This is a genomic window from Brytella acorum (assembly GCF_029309905.1).
Classification (GTDB): Bacteria; Pseudomonadota; Alphaproteobacteria; order Acetobacterales; family Acetobacteraceae; genus Brytella; species Brytella acorum.
Genome location: NZ_JARBJP010000005.1, coordinates 56,451 through 71,491, shown reverse-complemented (window position 1 = coordinate 71,491; position 15,041 = coordinate 56,451). Strand labels below are relative to the sequence as shown.

General features: G+C 66.0%; 13 protein-coding genes. 4 read left to right on the top strand and 9 right to left on the bottom strand.

All coding sequences use genetic code 11. The annotated features are described in order from the left end of the window. The first annotated feature begins 1 nt into the window (after position 1). From PWM43_RS09855 to PWM43_RS09845, 3 genes are all read left to right on the top strand, one after another. Positions 2–1,021: an ABC transporter permease subunit gene (locus PWM43_RS09855; RefSeq protein WP_289842335.1), complete on the top strand. Its 1,020-nt coding sequence runs from the start codon at positions 2–4 to the stop codon at positions 1,019–1,021. 66 nt (positions 1,022–1,087) lie between these two features. After that, on the top strand, positions 1,088–2,041 hold the full coding sequence (locus tag PWM43_RS09850) for an ABC transporter substrate-binding protein (protein WP_289842334.1): 954 nt from the start codon (positions 1,088–1,090) through the stop codon (positions 2,039–2,041). Between the two features lie 96 nt (positions 2,042–2,137). Then, positions 2,138–3,496 (top strand): L-serine ammonia-lyase, encoded by a 1,359-nt coding sequence (locus tag PWM43_RS09845; protein WP_289842333.1) that lies wholly within the window; start codon positions 2,138–2,140, stop codon positions 3,494–3,496. A gap of 111 nt (positions 3,497–3,607) precedes the next feature. Here PWM43_RS09845 and PWM43_RS09840 read toward each other — a convergent pair whose 3' ends face one another. Next, positions 3,608–3,889 (bottom strand): hypothetical protein, encoded by a 282-nt coding sequence (locus tag PWM43_RS09840; protein WP_289842332.1) that lies wholly within the window; start codon positions 3,887–3,889, stop codon positions 3,608–3,610. A 184-nt stretch (positions 3,890–4,073) separates the two neighbouring features. Here PWM43_RS09840 and PWM43_RS09835 point away from each other — a divergent pair, with 184 nt between their 5' ends. Continuing rightward, positions 4,074–4,451 carry a hypothetical protein gene (locus PWM43_RS09835; RefSeq protein ID WP_289842331.1) on the top strand — a complete coding sequence of 126 codons (378 nt, stop codon included), beginning with the start codon at positions 4,074–4,076 and terminating at the stop codon, positions 4,449–4,451. On the opposite strand, the gene PWM43_RS09830 is transcribed toward PWM43_RS09835, so the two are convergent. The 8 genes from PWM43_RS09830 to PWM43_RS09795 are packed head-to-tail and all read right to left on the bottom strand — an operon-like array spanning position 4,406 to position 15,025. Further along, the gene (locus tag PWM43_RS09830; protein WP_289842330.1) at positions 4,406–5,365 is read right to left on the bottom strand and encodes an ABC transporter ATP-binding protein; all 960 of its coding nucleotides are present in this window, start codon (positions 5,363–5,365) and stop codon (positions 4,406–4,408) included. The two genes, PWM43_RS09835 and PWM43_RS09830, sit on opposite strands and share 46 nt — an antisense overlap. Further along, the gene (locus tag PWM43_RS09825) at positions 5,362–6,312 is read right to left on the bottom strand and encodes an ABC transporter ATP-binding protein (protein ID WP_289842329.1); all 951 of its coding nucleotides are present in this window, start codon (positions 6,310–6,312) and stop codon (positions 5,362–5,364) included. Before PWM43_RS09825 ends, PWM43_RS09830 begins: the two co-directional genes overlap by 4 nt. After that, the gene (locus PWM43_RS09820) at positions 6,302–7,285 is read right to left on the bottom strand and encodes an ABC transporter permease (protein ID WP_289842462.1); all 984 of its coding nucleotides are present in this window, start codon (positions 7,283–7,285) and stop codon (positions 6,302–6,304) included. Before PWM43_RS09820 ends, PWM43_RS09825 begins: the two co-directional genes overlap by 11 nt. Next, a complete protein-coding gene (locus PWM43_RS09815; protein WP_289842328.1) occupies positions 7,285–8,265 on the bottom strand; it encodes an ABC transporter permease in 981 nt (326 codons plus the stop codon). Before PWM43_RS09815 ends, PWM43_RS09820 begins: the two co-directional genes overlap by 1 nt. Beyond that, entirely contained in the window at positions 8,262–9,677 is a 1,416-nt protein-coding gene (locus PWM43_RS09810) for an amidase (RefSeq protein WP_289842327.1), read from the bottom strand. The genes PWM43_RS09815 and PWM43_RS09810 overlap by 4 nt, the downstream gene beginning before the upstream one ends. Continuing rightward, positions 9,674–11,332 carry an ABC transporter substrate-binding protein gene (locus tag PWM43_RS09805; protein WP_394356064.1) on the bottom strand — a complete coding sequence of 553 codons (1,659 nt, stop codon included), beginning with the start codon at positions 11,330–11,332 and terminating at the stop codon, positions 9,674–9,676. The genes PWM43_RS09810 and PWM43_RS09805 overlap by 4 nt, the downstream gene beginning before the upstream one ends. Continuing rightward, positions 11,280–12,650, bottom strand: coding sequence for a serine hydrolase domain-containing protein (locus PWM43_RS09800; protein WP_289842326.1), 1,371 nt, complete (start codon positions 12,648–12,650; stop codon positions 11,280–11,282). Before PWM43_RS09800 ends, PWM43_RS09805 begins: the two co-directional genes overlap by 53 nt. Beyond that, positions 12,647–15,025: a penicillin acylase family protein gene (locus tag PWM43_RS09795; RefSeq protein ID WP_289842325.1), complete on the bottom strand. Its 2,379-nt coding sequence runs from the start codon at positions 15,023–15,025 to the stop codon at positions 12,647–12,649. The genes PWM43_RS09800 and PWM43_RS09795 overlap by 4 nt, the downstream gene beginning before the upstream one ends. Between the last annotated feature and the right edge of the window lie 16 nt (positions 15,026–15,041).

Sequence of the window (15,041 nt, the reverse complement as noted above, 5' to 3'; positions counted from 1 at the left end):
CATGTCCAGCACACTCACACCGGCCGCCCTGCCGACCCCCTCGCAACAGATCGGTGCGCGTGAACGCACGCGCAGCATCCTTCAGGCTGCGGGCATGCTGCCGGTCCTGATCCTGATCGCGCTCGGCTTTCATTTCTTTGGCGGCCACCGTTTCCTGACGGGTCAGAATCTCTCGATCGTCGCCCAGCAGGCCTCGATCAATACCGTCCTTGCCTCCGGCATGACCTTCGTCATCCTGACCGGAGGCATCGACCTCTCCGTCGGCTCCACGCTCGCCTTCGCCGCGATGTGCGGGCTGAGCGTTTCGCTCCTGCCATCGGTGGGATGGCTCGCCGTTCCGGCGTGCCTCGGCGCCGGACTGCTCATCGGCCTGTTCAACGGCGTGCTGATCGCGGGCATCAAAATCCCCCCGTTCATCGTGACGCTCGGCACGCTGACGGCCGTGCGCGGCCTCGCGAGGCTGATGGGCGGAGACAGGACCATCTTCAATCCCGATCTGTCCTTTGCCTGGATCGGCAATGACGGCATTGCGGTGACATCGACCCTGACCATTCCCTGGCTCGCGGTCATCGCGCTCGCCGTCGTGGCCGCAAGCTGGTTCATCCTGCGGCGCACCGTGCTCGGCGTCCACATCTACGCCATTGGCGGCAATCCCGCCGCCGCGCGTCTGGCGGGCATCCGCGTCGGTGCGGTGCTGCTGTTCGTCTACGCCGCTTCCGGCTTCCTGGCCGGGTTGGGCAGCGTGATGTCATCGGCGCGCCTCTACGCGGCCAACGGCCTCCAGCTCGGCCAGTCCTACGAACTCGACGCCATCGCAGCGGTCATTCTCGGCGGCACATCCTTCGTCGGCGGCGTGGGATCGATCTGGGGCACGCTGGTCGGCGCGCTGATGATCGCCGTGCTGACCAACGGACTGATCCTCATCGGCGTCTCCGACATCTGGCAGTTCATCGTCAAGGGACTGGTCATCATCATCGCCGTCGCTCTTGACCGTTTCCGCCAGCCCGCCACGCGCACCTGACGCGCGGGCAATCTTTTCACCTCACCTGCCGATTTTATCTTTCCTCACTGTTTCGGACATCGTTTCATGACCTTCAAATCCACTCTGCTCGTCAGCGCTCTCGCTCTCGTCGCCACCATGGGAGCCACCACGGGGGCCACAAGCGCCACGGCAGCCGATATCTCCAGCGTCGGAATCTCCGTCGGCTCGCTCGGCAACCCGTATTTCGTCACCCTCGTCAAAGGCGCGACGACCGCCATCCACAAGACGGCCCCTGACGCCCGCGTCAACGCGCTTTCGGCGGACTGGGACCTCAACAAGCAGTTCTCCCAGATGGACAGTTTCATGTCGTCCGGCGCCAAGCTGATCCTACTCAATGCCGTCGACCCGCAGGCGACGCTGCCCGCCATTCGCCGCGCCCAGAAAGGCGGAGCCACCGTGGTCGCCGTGGACGTGGGCGCCACCGGCGTCGATGCCACCGTCCAGACCGACAATACCGCCGCAGGGCGTCTCTCCTGCGAATATCTCGCCCAGAAACTCAACGGGAAAGGCGAAGTCGCCATCCAGAACGGGCAGCAGGTTACGTCCATCATCGAGCGCGTGAAAGGATGCAAGGAGGCCCTGGCCAAGTTCCCCGGCATCAAGATCGTCAGCGATGATCAGAGCGGCGAAGGGGCGCGTGATATCGGCTTCCAGGTCATGCAGGGCTACCTCGTCCGCTTCCCCAACCTGAGCGGCGTCTTCACCATCAACGACCCGCAGGCCGTCGGCAGTGACCTCGCCATCCGCCAGGCCCATCGAAAAGGCATCGTCATCACGTCGGTCGACGGCGCGCCGGATATCGTCGCCGCGCTGAAAGACCCGAACTCCTCCGTCGTCGCCTCGGCCAGCCAGGACCCCTACCAGATGGGCATCGATGCGGTGACCGCTGGGCAGGACATCATGGATGGCAAGCTCAAGAAGGGTTCCGTCAAGCTGATCGCGCCCGCTCTCATCACGCGCGACAATGTCGGCCAGTACAAAGGCTGGACCGACCACTGATATTTCCCGTCCATCGGGCGAACCGAAAGCTTTCCTGGAAACGCACGCGGCATGTTACGCTGCGTGTGTTTCTGCTTTTTGTGAGTCCCGGACGGAATGATCAGCCTCTTCGACATCTTCAAGATCGGTATTGGCCCCTCCTCTTCCCACACGATCGGCCCCATGCGCGCCGCGCGGCGCTTCATGACCCATCTGGAGCCCGATGCCCCCGTCGAGCGCATCCGCGTCACGCTTTACGGCTCGCTGGCCTGGACGGCGAGCGGGCATGCCACGGACAAGGCCGTCATTCTCGGCCTCGTCGGCGAGGCTCCCGAGACCATCGATCCGGACGCGGCGGACGGCATCGTCGAGAGCGTCACAGCGCGGCGCGCGCTCCTGATCGACGACCGCCGCATCGAATTCGATCCCGCGACGGACATCGTACTCGATAAGGAAACGGTGCCCCCCTTCCATCCCAATACGCTGCAATTCGAGGCGCTCGCGCCCGACGGGACGTGCCTTGCCCGCGCGCGTTTCTGCTCGGTCGGCGGCGGATTCATCGTCCCGGAAACCCACACCGAAGGCGCGACCTACGCCCTGCCGGACATGCCATTCGACTTCACCAGCGGCAAGGAACTGCTCGCCCGCACCGTCGAAAGCCAGCAGAGCATCGCCGGTGTGGTCACGGCCAATGAAAGCGCGCTGAGATCCGAAGCCGAGATCCACGCCTATCTCGATCGCATCATCGACATCATGATGGCCTGCATCGAACGCGGCCTGCACCAGACCGGCACCTTGCCGGGACGCCTGAAGGTGCGCCGACGCGCCGCGGCCCTCTACGCGCGCCTGCGCGAAAGCGCCTTGCAGAATCAGCGTCCGGCCCATGAGATCATGGACTGGGTCAGCCTTTTCGCCATCGCCGTCAACGAAGAGAACGCCGCTGGCGGTCGGGTCGTCACGGCCCCGACCAACGGAGCCGCTGGCGTCATCCCCGCCGTCCTGCGCTATTATCGGGATTTCTGCCCGAATGCCTCGCGTCAGGGCATGCGGGACTTCCTGCTCACAGCCGCCGCGATCGGGGGGCTGTTCAAACTGAACGCCTCGATTTCCGGCGCCGAAGTCGGCTGTCAGGGGGAAGTCGGCGTCGCGTCATCCATGGCGGCGGCGGGGCTTGCCGCAGCGCTGGGCGCCAACCCTCTCCAGGTCGAGAATGCCGCGGAAATCGGGATGGAACATCATCTCGGCATGACATGCGATCCGGTGGCGGGTCTCGTACAGATCCCCTGCATCGAGCGCAACGCGTTCGGCGCGGTCAAGGCCATCAATGCGGCGTCCCTCGCCATGCATGGAGACGGGGATCATCATGTCTCGCTCGACCAGGTCATTCGCACGATGGCCGAAACGGGGCGAGACATGAACCACCGCTACAAGGAAACGTCCCTTGGCGGACTGGCCGTCAATCTCCCGGAATGCTGACAGACCGAATGCTGACAGACACTGGAGCGAACGGGCGCTGAAAAGAACGGACATGGAGGAGAAACGCGGGGTTTCTCCTCCTGAACCCGTCCGGTTCTTAAACCCGCCCGGTCAGGCGAACAGATCGAGACGGCTCTGACTGTTCGATGAACTGTTGCTACCGTTGCTGTTGCTGCTTCCGCCGCTTGTCGTTTCAGAAACGATATTGCCCGAGCCGTCCGTCACGATGGTGGTGATGGAGCCGTTGGCGTTCATGCGGGTTGTGGTCGTGGTGTTGCTCGAAGACGAGGAAGACGAGCTAGCAGACGACGACGCGGATGATGATGCGCCCTGGCTGCCATAGAGTCTGCTGACGGCCGATGCGCCGGACATGGAGGAAATGCTGCCTGACATAGGACCGAGACCTTCCTTCTGAGGACGATTGCCCCAATCTCGCATGAAAGTCTTAATTTTTTATGAGTGGAGCCTTTCAGCTGTCCGCACGGCTCATCGGAAAGCATGGTCCCCACTTGCGAAAGCCCCCCTTCCGCTCCCATGTGTCGGTGGACCCATATGTCGGCGGAAAGGTCTTCGAGCCATGAAAAGAACACTGATCTTCGCCCTGACAGGCGCGGTTCTGGCAACCGTCACGCCTCCTCTCGCCCGTGAAACAAAAACACCCGTAACCGTCGCGTCACCAGCGGCAAAACCGACATCCACCTATCCCGATGGCACGGGAGACTCCGCCGTGGACCGCCTGAACGACGCGCAGATCAACGCCAATTATCAAGGCCCCTATTATCATCCCGGCGAGCCCATCCCTCCGGAGCGCGCCATCATACTCCCCACACCCACACATATCCGCCCCGCCGAACTGCCCCTGCGAACGCCAGGTGCCATCGTGCCGCGGAACCGCCTGCCAAAAGCGTTTCAGGAGGAAAAACCGCTCCCCGCTTCCGACACCAGCGGAAAATGACACGCCACCGCACGCCCCGTTCCTGTCATGCGGAGAGCTGGCGTTTCGATGCCGCAGCGATCCCGCGCGATCGGGCAGCGCGGATGGAAACGACAGCCGGACGGCGGCGAGATCGGGCTGGGAACCTCGCCTGAAAGCGGCGGCGGCAACGGGCGGTCGGCACGCGGGACCGCGTCGAGGAGTGCTCGGGTATAGGGATGGGCGGGCGCCGCCAGAACCGCCATGCCCTCGCCTTCCTCGACAATCGCGCCGAGATACATGACCGCGATCCGGTCCGCCATCTGCCGTACCACGGCCAGATCATGCGAAATGAACACGCAGGCCAGCCCAAGCCGGGCCTGTAGATCGCGGAACAGATTGATGATCTGCGCCTGCACGGAAACATCGAGCGCCGAAACCGGCTCATCGGCCACGATCAGCGCCGGACCGAGCGCGATGGCGCGGGCGATGTTCAGCCTTTGACGCTGGCCACCCGAAAATTCATGCGGAAACTTCGCCGCCGCCGCTTCCGGCAGCCCCACCAGCCCGAGCAGTTCGCGAACCCGCGCCGCCACGCCCGGTCGGCGATGAATGCGTAGCGGCTCGGCCAGCGCGTCTCCCGCCGTCCGGCGCGGATTGAGAGACGCATAGGAGTCCTGAAACACCATCTGCATGCGTGGCCGCAGCGCCCGCAGCCGACGTTCGGACAGGGTCGTGATCTCTTCCCCATCGAAGCGCAGCGTGCCGGAAGTCGGATCGTCCAGCCGCAGGAGCAGCCGCCCCAGCGTGGACTTGCCGCAACCGGATTCACCGACGAGCGCCAGAGCTTCGCCGGGCGCGATCGTCAGCGAAACGCCCGCGACGGCCTGCAATTCCCGACCATCCCGCAACCTGTAGCGCCGCTCCAGATCCTTCGCTTCCAGCAGCGCGCTCATGACGCATACAGCACGCAGACCACCTCCTGTTCGCCCATTCTCACGACGGGCGGCCGGATCGCGCAGTCCGGGCGCACCTGCGGACAGCGCGGCGCGAACACACACCCCGGTGGTCGCGCATCCGGCGCTGGCGGCTGACCGGCAATGGCGGGCAGATGCGCCGGACGTGGCCCGTCGAGCGGTGGCATCGCGGCCAGCAGCGCGCGCGTATAAGGATGCAGCGGCGCATCGAGCACGGCACGGACCGGACCGCGCTCGACCACGACACCGGCATAAAGCACGGCCACATGCGTGCAGGCCTGCGCGACCACGCCCATGTCGTGGGTGATCAGCATCAGCCCCGCGCCCGTTTCGCGCAATCGCGTCAGAAGCACGAGAATCTGCGCCTGAACGGTCACATCCAGCGCCGTCGTGGGCTCGTCGGCAATGAGCAGGGCGGGCGCGCAGGACAGCGCCATGGCGATCATGGCGCGCTGGCGCAGGCCGCCCGAAAGCTGATGCGGGAAACGTTCCGCCGCCGCTGCGGGGTCCGGCACGCCCATCTCGCCCAGCAGACGCACCGTGCGCGCCCGCGCTTCGCGACGCGACAGCTTCTCATGCAGGCGGATTTGCTCGTCGATCTGCGCGCCGACCCGCCGGACCGGCAGAAACGCCGTCATGGGGTCCTGGAAAATCATGGCGATTTCCTTGCCCCTCAGCCGTCGCCACGCCCGCGCGTCCTGCATCAGCAGGTCCCGCGCCCGGAAACGCACAGCTCCCGAGGACCGCACGTCCGGCAGCAGTCCCATGACCGTCATGGCCGTCAGGCTCTTGCCGGAACCGGACTCGCCCACGACGCCCAGCGCTTCGCCACGTGCGAGCGAGAGCGACACGCCATCGAGCAGCACGCGACCATCCGGCAGGGCCAGACGCAGATCCTCGATGGAGAGCAGCGTCTCAGCGTCCATGCCGACCCTCCGCGATCCGGGGGTCCAGCAGCGCATACACGCCGTCGATCACCGCATTGGCCAGCACGACGAAAACGGCGGCATACATCACCGTCGCCATGATCAGCGGCAGATCGAGCGTGTTCAGCCCCTGATAGGTCAGCCGCCCCACGCCCGGCAGAGCGAACACCACTTCCGTCAGCAACGCGCCGCCGCCGACGAGCTGGGCGAAATCCATGCCGAACAGCGAAACATAGCTCAGCCACGACAGACGCAGCCCGTGCCACAGCCAGACGCGCGCCGGTCCCGCCCCCTTGGCGCGCGCGGTGCGGATGGCGTCCTCGCCCATCGCAGCCAGAAGCTCGGCCCGCAACACGCGCGCGTAAAGCCCGATGAACGCCACCGACAGCGTCAGCGCGGGCAGGAGAAGGGCCCTGGCCCAGCCGAGCGGGCTTTCCGAGAACGGCACGTAGCCGAGCGGCGGCACCCAGGAAAACAGCCATGTGTCGTGAAAACGGCTCTGCGTGACGAGGTTGACGACCTCGCCCAGCCAGAACACCGGCATGGACAGGCCCAGCAACCCGATCCCCATGAAGAAGCGGTCCACCCAGCTATCGCGCAGCACCGCCGAGACGATGCCGATGGCCAGCGAAAACACGACCCAGAACAACGACGCCCAGAGCACGAGCGAGAGAGTCACCGGCGCCGCTGCCATGACTTCCGGCACGACCGGCGCGCCATGATCGACGAAGGACGTCAGATCGCGCGACACGAACAGCTTTTCCATCATCCGCGCATACTGGACGGGGAGCGGGCGATCGAAACCATATGCGCTCCGCACCCTGGCCATGACTTCCGGGCTGGCCCCGCGCCCCGCGATCCGCGCCGTCGGGTCCGCGCCCGGCGTGGCGAAGAACACGCCAAAGACGAGCACCGAAATGCCGAACAGCACGAAAACCATCTGCCCCAGCCGGGCCGCGAGCATACGCAGCATCACGAACGCCCCCGCCGCTTCGGGTCGAGCGTGTCGCGCAGCGCATCACCCAGCACGTTCAGCGACAGTACCGTCGCGACGATCATCAGCCCCGGCAGGATCGCGACAGCGGGCCGCGTATAGAGCAGCCCCTCGCCGTCCTGGATGATCGTCCCCCATGAGGCCGCCGGAGCCTGCACGCCCAGCGAGAGGAACGAGAGCGAGGACTCCGCCAGCAGGCACAGCGCCATGAGCAGCGGCGCGAGCACGACGAGCGTATCGGCCAGGTTGGGCAGGATCTCGCGTGTCAGGATGCGCCAGTGCGAAGCGCCGAGACCGCGCGACACCATGACAAATTCGGCGCGCGACAGGCTCAGCGCCCGCGCCCTCAGGGGCCGCGCGGCATAGGGGATATACACGAGCGCGATGATGATGACGGGAATGAGCAGGTTATCCGCCCCGATCGTCACCGGTCCGAGCCGCAGCCCATGGCCCACGGTCACGATGGAAAGAGAGATCGCCAGCAGATAGACCGGAATCGCCCACAGCACGTCGAGCATCCGGCTCAGCACGATATCGACCCACCCGCCGAAATACCCCGCGCACAGCCCGATGGCCGTGGCCGTCATCATGCACAGGATCGCCGCCGCCGCCGAAATCAGCAGCGAATTGCGCCCCCCGTACAGCACGCGGGCGGCCACATCGCGCCCCTGCGCATCCGACCCGAGCCCATAGGCTTCGCCGATCCGCCAGTCCGGCCCGAGCGGCGTCAGGCCGAGATGCAGCGGATTGTCGTTCGGTTGCATGAGATCGACGACCTGCCCATGACGCAGCGTCGTGCCCGCCACGTTGGACACGAACGGATCGACGCCCACCCAGGCCGCATAGAACGGCGCGGCAAGGCTCGCCGCGACGATCAGCCCCAGCAGACCGAGAGCCGCCATCGCACCCCGCCGCTGGCCAAGCCCATGCCATACCCGCGACCACGGACCATCCCTCATGCCCCGCGCTCCACTCGGAGCGGCGGTCGCGGGCAGGGCTCGAGCTTCTGGCCGAGCCGCAGCACGTCGAGTTCACGGCCCGGTCTCCCGACGATCTGCACGCCCGTCGGAAGACCGGACGGCGCGAAACCGCTGGGCATCGAGAGAACCGGCAGACGCGCGAGCAGGTTGAAAACCCCCGTCATGGTGGTGTCATTGAGCTTCCTGTCCACAGGCGCGGCGCTGGCATAGAACCCCTCGGCCGGCGGGACATCCCGGGCCAGCGTGGGACATAGCAGCGCATCGCAGCGCTCCAGCACCGGTTGCAGGGCCTGCGCCATGCGCGTGCGCACATGCTCGCCCTGACGATAGCTGACGGCGCGCACGTCCCGCCCGCGTTCGATCAGCCCGCGCACATCACGCGTCAGAAGATCCCCGCATCCGGGCACGGCATCGCCATACATGAACGCCTGCCAGACATCCCATTCACGATCCCAGGCGGCGGACGCCTCGGCGGGGAAAGCCAGCGCCACCTCCTCGACAACAACGCCCTGGCCCTCGAGCCGCGCGGCCACCGCCCGCAGATTGGCCTCGATGGCCGGATCGACCGTGAAACAGCCGAGATCGACCGACAGCGCCACCCGGAGCGGAGATGCCGCGCCGCTTTCCGACAGGGCGCCGAGAAAATCTTCGGGCGGGGGCGCGCCCGCGATGTCGTGCCAGTAGCGCGACTGCGTGACGTCGAGAAACAGGGCGGCATCGCGACACGAGCGGCTCAACGGCCCCCAATGCGCCAGCGGATCGAAACGGTTGGCGCTCCCGTCGAACGGAATGCGCCCGAGGCCGGGCTTCAACCCGACGATCCCGCAGGCGCTCGCCGGAATGCGGATCGAGCCCCCCATGTCCGAGCCTTCGCCAAGCGGCGCGCAACCCGTCGCGACGGCCACCGCCGAACCACCGGAACTGCCGCCACAGCTATGGGCCGGATTCCACGGATTGCGCGTGATGCCCCAGAGCGCGCTGTCCGTCCGCCCCGCCCATGCGAATTCGGGCGTCGTCGTCTTGCCGATGACAATCGCGCCCGCGCGGCGCAGACGCTCGACGATCAGCGCGTCGCGCTCCGCCACGCGCCCCGCGAACAGGCGCGAACCCTCGGTCCAGACATCGCCCTGCGTCGGCGTCATGTCCTTGATGACGACCGGCACGCCATGGAGCGGCCCCGCTGGCGCATCGCCCCCCAGCGCCGCGTCGGCGTTCGCCGCTTCCGCGAGCGCGCCAGCGTCCCGAATCGCCACGAAGGGATTGAGCCGCGCCTGCACGGCATGGGCGCGTTCGAGCGCCGCCGTCACAAGCGCGCGCGCGCTCACTTCCCGTCGCAGGATCGCGTCGCGCAGCGCCACGGCGTCGAGAGCGAGGAAATCCGTCGCGCTCACTGAACCCAGACCTGCGAGAAAAAGAGCCCGAAATTATGCGTGTAAAAGAAATTACCGAGCCGTTTCGAGACGAACACCACGTCGTATTTGTGGATCACCGGGGTTGCGGGAACCAGCCCGGCGATGCAGTGATCGACCTGCGCCCACAGGTCGTTGCGCGCCGCGTCCGTCAGCGTCACATCGGTTTTCGCGCGGTCGATCAGCGCCTGCGTCGGCGCATCGCAGAAACCGGGAATATTGATCGAACTGCTCGATCCCGGATGGAAATTCTCGCAGCCGAACAGATCGTCGAGGAAATTCGATGGCGAGGGAAAATCCGACGACCAGTCCTTGATCGAGATCTGCACGTTGTTGGCGCTGTTCTGAATGTAGCTGAACATCAACGCGGGCTGGAGCGGCCGCAGAGCGGCCTCGTAGCCGATGGCGCGCAACGTGTCGCGCAGCTCGTTACCCATCGCCTTGTCCACGCTGCGATTGGCGACCACGACCGTCACCTTCTGCCCCGCCGTGCCGCTTTCGCGCACCAGCGCGCGCGCCTTTTCCAGATCGGGCGCCTTCCATTCCGGCGCCGGATTTTCGAGCGACGCGCCGCGCGTATAGGGACACGTCGTCATGCGTCCCGGCAGTTCGGGCGGCACCATGCTGCACAGCGGCCCGGCGATCGCAGGGCCGCCATAGAGAATGGTCATGGCGTGGCGATTGATCGCATAGGCCACGGCCTGACGCGCCTTGAGATTGTCGAAGGGCGGGATATGGACGTTCATCGGCGCGAAATAGACGGTCAGATGCGGTTCGATATGCGTCTGCGCCGTGTAGCGCGAACCCAGTTCGCCCAGCCGGTCGAGCGGCACGGGATCGTAGAGAAAATCCACCTGTCCGTTGGCGATCGCCGTCACGGCGGCCTCGTCGGTCAGCCCGAAGCGATACTCGATCCTGTCGACATAGCCGTCGGGCTGGGCCTCCTGGCTCCAGACATGGAAATACGGGTTTCGCTCGGCGAAAATGCCGCCCTGCGGATCGTACCGCACGATGCGGTACGGTCCCGTGGCGGGGGCCGGGTCATTGCCCAGATCGTGATCGGGCGTATCGGCGGGCAGGATGCTGGCATGGGTAAAAGCCAGTTTCATCAGGAACTCGCTGTCGGGTTCCGTCAGGTGAAATGTCACGGTGCGGTTCGACGGATCAGCCACGACGCCTTCGAGCCTGCACTCCGCGCCATGTTCAAGACAGGCTTTCGCGCCCATGATCGCGCCGTAGAACGATCCGGCGGTCGGCGATCCCACCCTGAAGATCCGGCGCATCGAGGCCGCGACGTCCTCGACCGTCACCGGACGCCCATCGGAAAACCGGATGCCGTCACGCAGTCGGAACACATAGGTACGGCCGCCATCCTGCGGCTCGGGGAGCGCCTCGGCCAGATCGGCCACGATCCCGTCGCCCGCCAGCCCGCGCGCCTTCCGAAAACCCGTGAGCCCGTCATACATCGTGGCGAAAAGATTGATATATTCGGACGTGTAGTTGACCTGCGGATCGAGCGTCCCCCCCGATCCGACCGCGCTCAGATGCAGCGTCCCGCCCCGGTGGTCGCCGACGCCGGGCGGTTCAGCGGCCGCCAGCCCCGGCATCAGGAGTGCCAGCATCAGGAGCGCTGGCATCAGCAGCGCCCCCAGCATGGGACAGAGCCGTGAAAATACGTTCCTCGCTGCGCGTGAAATAGGAATACAAGCCTTTCTCGTCCGGTGCGCCATAGGGAGGATAGCCTGTCGAGGCGAAGACATAGGCATCTCCCTTTGCCGGATCGTACCATAGGCCGGAGTGAAGGGAATAGGCATCCCCCAGATGGCCGCGCAGACCGCCATGATAGCCGGGAAACGGCGTATCGCCCCGGCCCGAAGCATCTTTCCAGCCCGTAAGCGTGGCGATCGTCATACCATAGGCATCGAACGGCCCCGCGCTGTTTTCACCCGTGACGCCGTTATGGCCGTCATAGGTCCATTGCGGCTTTTCCATCATGATGACGGTTTCCGGCTTCAGCAACCGCACGCCATCGACCGCCCCGCGCCCGATCATCAGCCGCGCGATCTTCGCCAGATCCGGCATGGAAATGCGCAGGCCGCCCTGAGGCGAGAACATCGTGGCGTTGCTGCCGATGCGGTCATCTTTCAGTGCGTCCTCGGTCCAGCCCTCCGGGGGCCAGTCATCATATTCGAGGCTCCAGCCCTGGGGGGTGCGCTGATAGAGCGTCGAGAGACGATCCGGATGCGGCAAAGCGAAGACGTTGTAACCGCCCTCGATCTTCAGGGGCCTGAGAACATGCGCGCGCATGTAGCGGTCGAACCGCTCGCCGCTCACCCGCTCGATGATCGTGCCGACGATGCCATAGCCGAGATTGCAATATTCGAACCATGTTCCGGGCGCCCTGTTCGCCTCATGCGCGAAATGATCGCCGCTCTTGCCGACGGGCGCGCCCGCCCCGAGCACGGATTCGAGCGTCGTGCCCGGCGGAAAGGAGTAGCCATCCGCGTCGCGCAGGCTCGATGTATGGTCGAGCAGCATCCGCACGAGGATCGGTCGGTCGGGAAAGGACGGATTGCGAAGCCTGAAACCGAGATAGTCCGACACGTCGCGATCCAGATCGACCTTGCCCTGCTCGACCAGCTCCATCAGCCCGATGGTCGTCACCACTTTGGACACCGACGCCACGCGAAACAGCGTATCGGCCCGGACCGGCCAGGTTTTCTCACCTTTCCGATGCCGGAAGCCGCCGTAATAGTGATAGATCTCCCGCCCGTCATGGAGCCGGATCGCCGCGATCCCTTCCAGACGCGGCGCCGAAGCCGGACCGAGAATACCGGCCATTTCGGCATCGAGCGCCGTCGTCGTTTGGGCGTGAACGGGAATCGCCAGCAGGGAGGTCGTCAACAGGGGCGTCGTCAGCACGAGCGCCGTCGCCAGCGCAGAAAAACGTTTCATGTCCGATCTCCCGGCGTCAGTGTTTCGCGCTGCACGGTCGCAGCTTCGACGCCCTCTTTGGAAAAGGTGAAGGGCTGCATGCGCCCGGCGAGCCACTCCGGCATCAGATCGCCGTAATGCGGCGAGCGCGGATCGTCGCTCTGTCCGGGGAAATTCAGAAAGAGCGAATTGTCCCACGCGCCGACATCGCAGACCATCAGATAGCTGGCCCCGCCCGTCGCCTCGTACGGGTTCGGCACCTTGCGGGTAGCGTCATACCAGCGCGCCATGACCGTATAGGCGTCCCCGCCGCTGGCATCCCCCGCCCCCCCCACAGGCGGGAAGAGATCGGCCATGCCCGGCACCCGGGCCAGGGGAGAGCGCACGGTGACGCTGTGCAGCGCGCCCCAGCGCCACATCGCGGAATCCGGCCCCAGACGACGCGCCAGTTCTTCCCGCGCCGCCATGAGCGCCTGGCGCATGAGCGCGTCGCGCACCGCCACGGGCCGCGCGCCGAGACGGCGATCCGGCGCTTTCAGCAAGGCTTCGATGACGGTCACGTCCAGTTCCGGCACCAGATCGTGCAACGCCTTCGGCACGACATGTTCATGCAGGGCCACCCGCAATTTCGACCACCAGACTTCGTACAGCGCCGCCGCCGCGCTGTCGGCCCGAACGTCGCCGTCCCATTGCCGCAGCCGCGCAACCTCCGCCTCGTATCCGGGCAAGTCCGGCATCAGCACCGCCAGAGAGCGCCCGAATTTCGACAGCGTATCATGCTGGAGGGCCGCGCTGTCGCGCACGGTGCTGCGCGCGTTCTCCGTCAGCCATTCCGAAACGCGATGATAGCGATAGGGCGGGCTCCACTCGAAGCTGACGCGCCGCTGCTCCTGATCGTAGCCTTCGGGCAGGTTCATCTGGTTGGAGGTGCCGAACCAGCCGCATGCCGGGTCCAGCACATGCGGCAGATCGTCGAGCGTCTGGAGGCCGCGCCAGTCATAGCGCCCGTCGCCCGGCGCGGGCAGCAATCCGTCATGACCCTCGGCGCGCGCGGGCAGCCCGCCCGCCGCCTGCCAACCGATATGGCCGTCCACATCGGCATAGACGAAATTGGTCGGGCTCGTATGCAGCTTCAGGGCCTGACGGAATTCGTCCCAGTCGCGCGCCAGATTGATGCCGATATTGGCCAATAATCCATTGGCTCCGGCATGAAGCCACGTGGTCGCCACAGCGACCGCCCGGCCCTTGTCCGGCTCTTCCGAGACGACCGGCCCCTGAGCCGCATAGCGCAGCGTGACGGAACGCGACGGCGCGTCTCTGACGGCGATGGTCTCCGTGATCTCCGTCATCGGCACCCATGCGCCGCCATGCCGGTAATGCGTGGGCCGTAGCGGGTCCGTTTTCAGAACGAACAGGTCTTCCTGATCGATATGGAAATTCGTCCGCCCGAACGCGATGCGATCGTTATGCCCCTGCATGACGCCCGGCATCCCCGGCAGGCCGCCGCCGATGACATCCAGGCCGGGCGCGCTGAGATGCACGACATGGCGCGGCCCCGGAATGCCGAAGCCCAGATGCGGATCGTTGGCGAGAACGGGACGCCCGGTCGCCGTGCGCGACGGCGCGATCACCCAGGCATTGCTGCCTTCATTGCGCCGACGCCGCACGGGTCGCCCCAGCGCCGCGCCGAAGGGCGGCCCCTTCTGCAACACCGCGAAAAGACCGAGATCTTCGGGCCGCACCGCATGCACGTCGAGCCCTTCGGGTACACGCAGCTTCCATGCGGGCTGAAGCGGCTGGATGAGCGCGTCCATCTCCAGCGCGCCGCGCGCGGCAAGGCGCGCCCGGCGGATCTCCGCCCTGGTATTGCCGGTCGCCTCCGCGCGCAGGCGGATCAGATCCTCGATTTTCCAAGATAGCGGTCGATAGCCGAGCGCCGAAAAAACGACGGGGAGAAGGTCCGGCCGGTTTTCCGTCTCGCCGATGAACGCGTTGACGCCCGCGACATACGCTTCCGCGCATCCGCGAACGCGGGGATCGAGCGCCGCGAGTTCCGCGCCGACATCGCCCCTGTACAGAAAGAGCCGGTTGGCCGTATCGCATTCGACCAGGGGCGGCCCCCACACCTCGGCCAGACGTCCCAGTCCCTGCCGATGATCGAAGTCGAGTTGCCAGAGATGATCGCGCGCCGCGACGTATCCATCGCCGAAATACGCATCGGCAATCGTCCGCGCGCGCACATGGGGGACGCCGAGACGGTCCGTCAGGATTTCGATATCCGCCGTCGCGCCCCGGACGACACGGCGTGTCGGCGCTCCCGGAGAGGCGACGCAGCCCGCCAGAAAAGCCGCCGCACTCCCCATGAGAGCCGCGCGCCGCGTCACGCGACCGCTCATGCCCTGCTCCTGATCC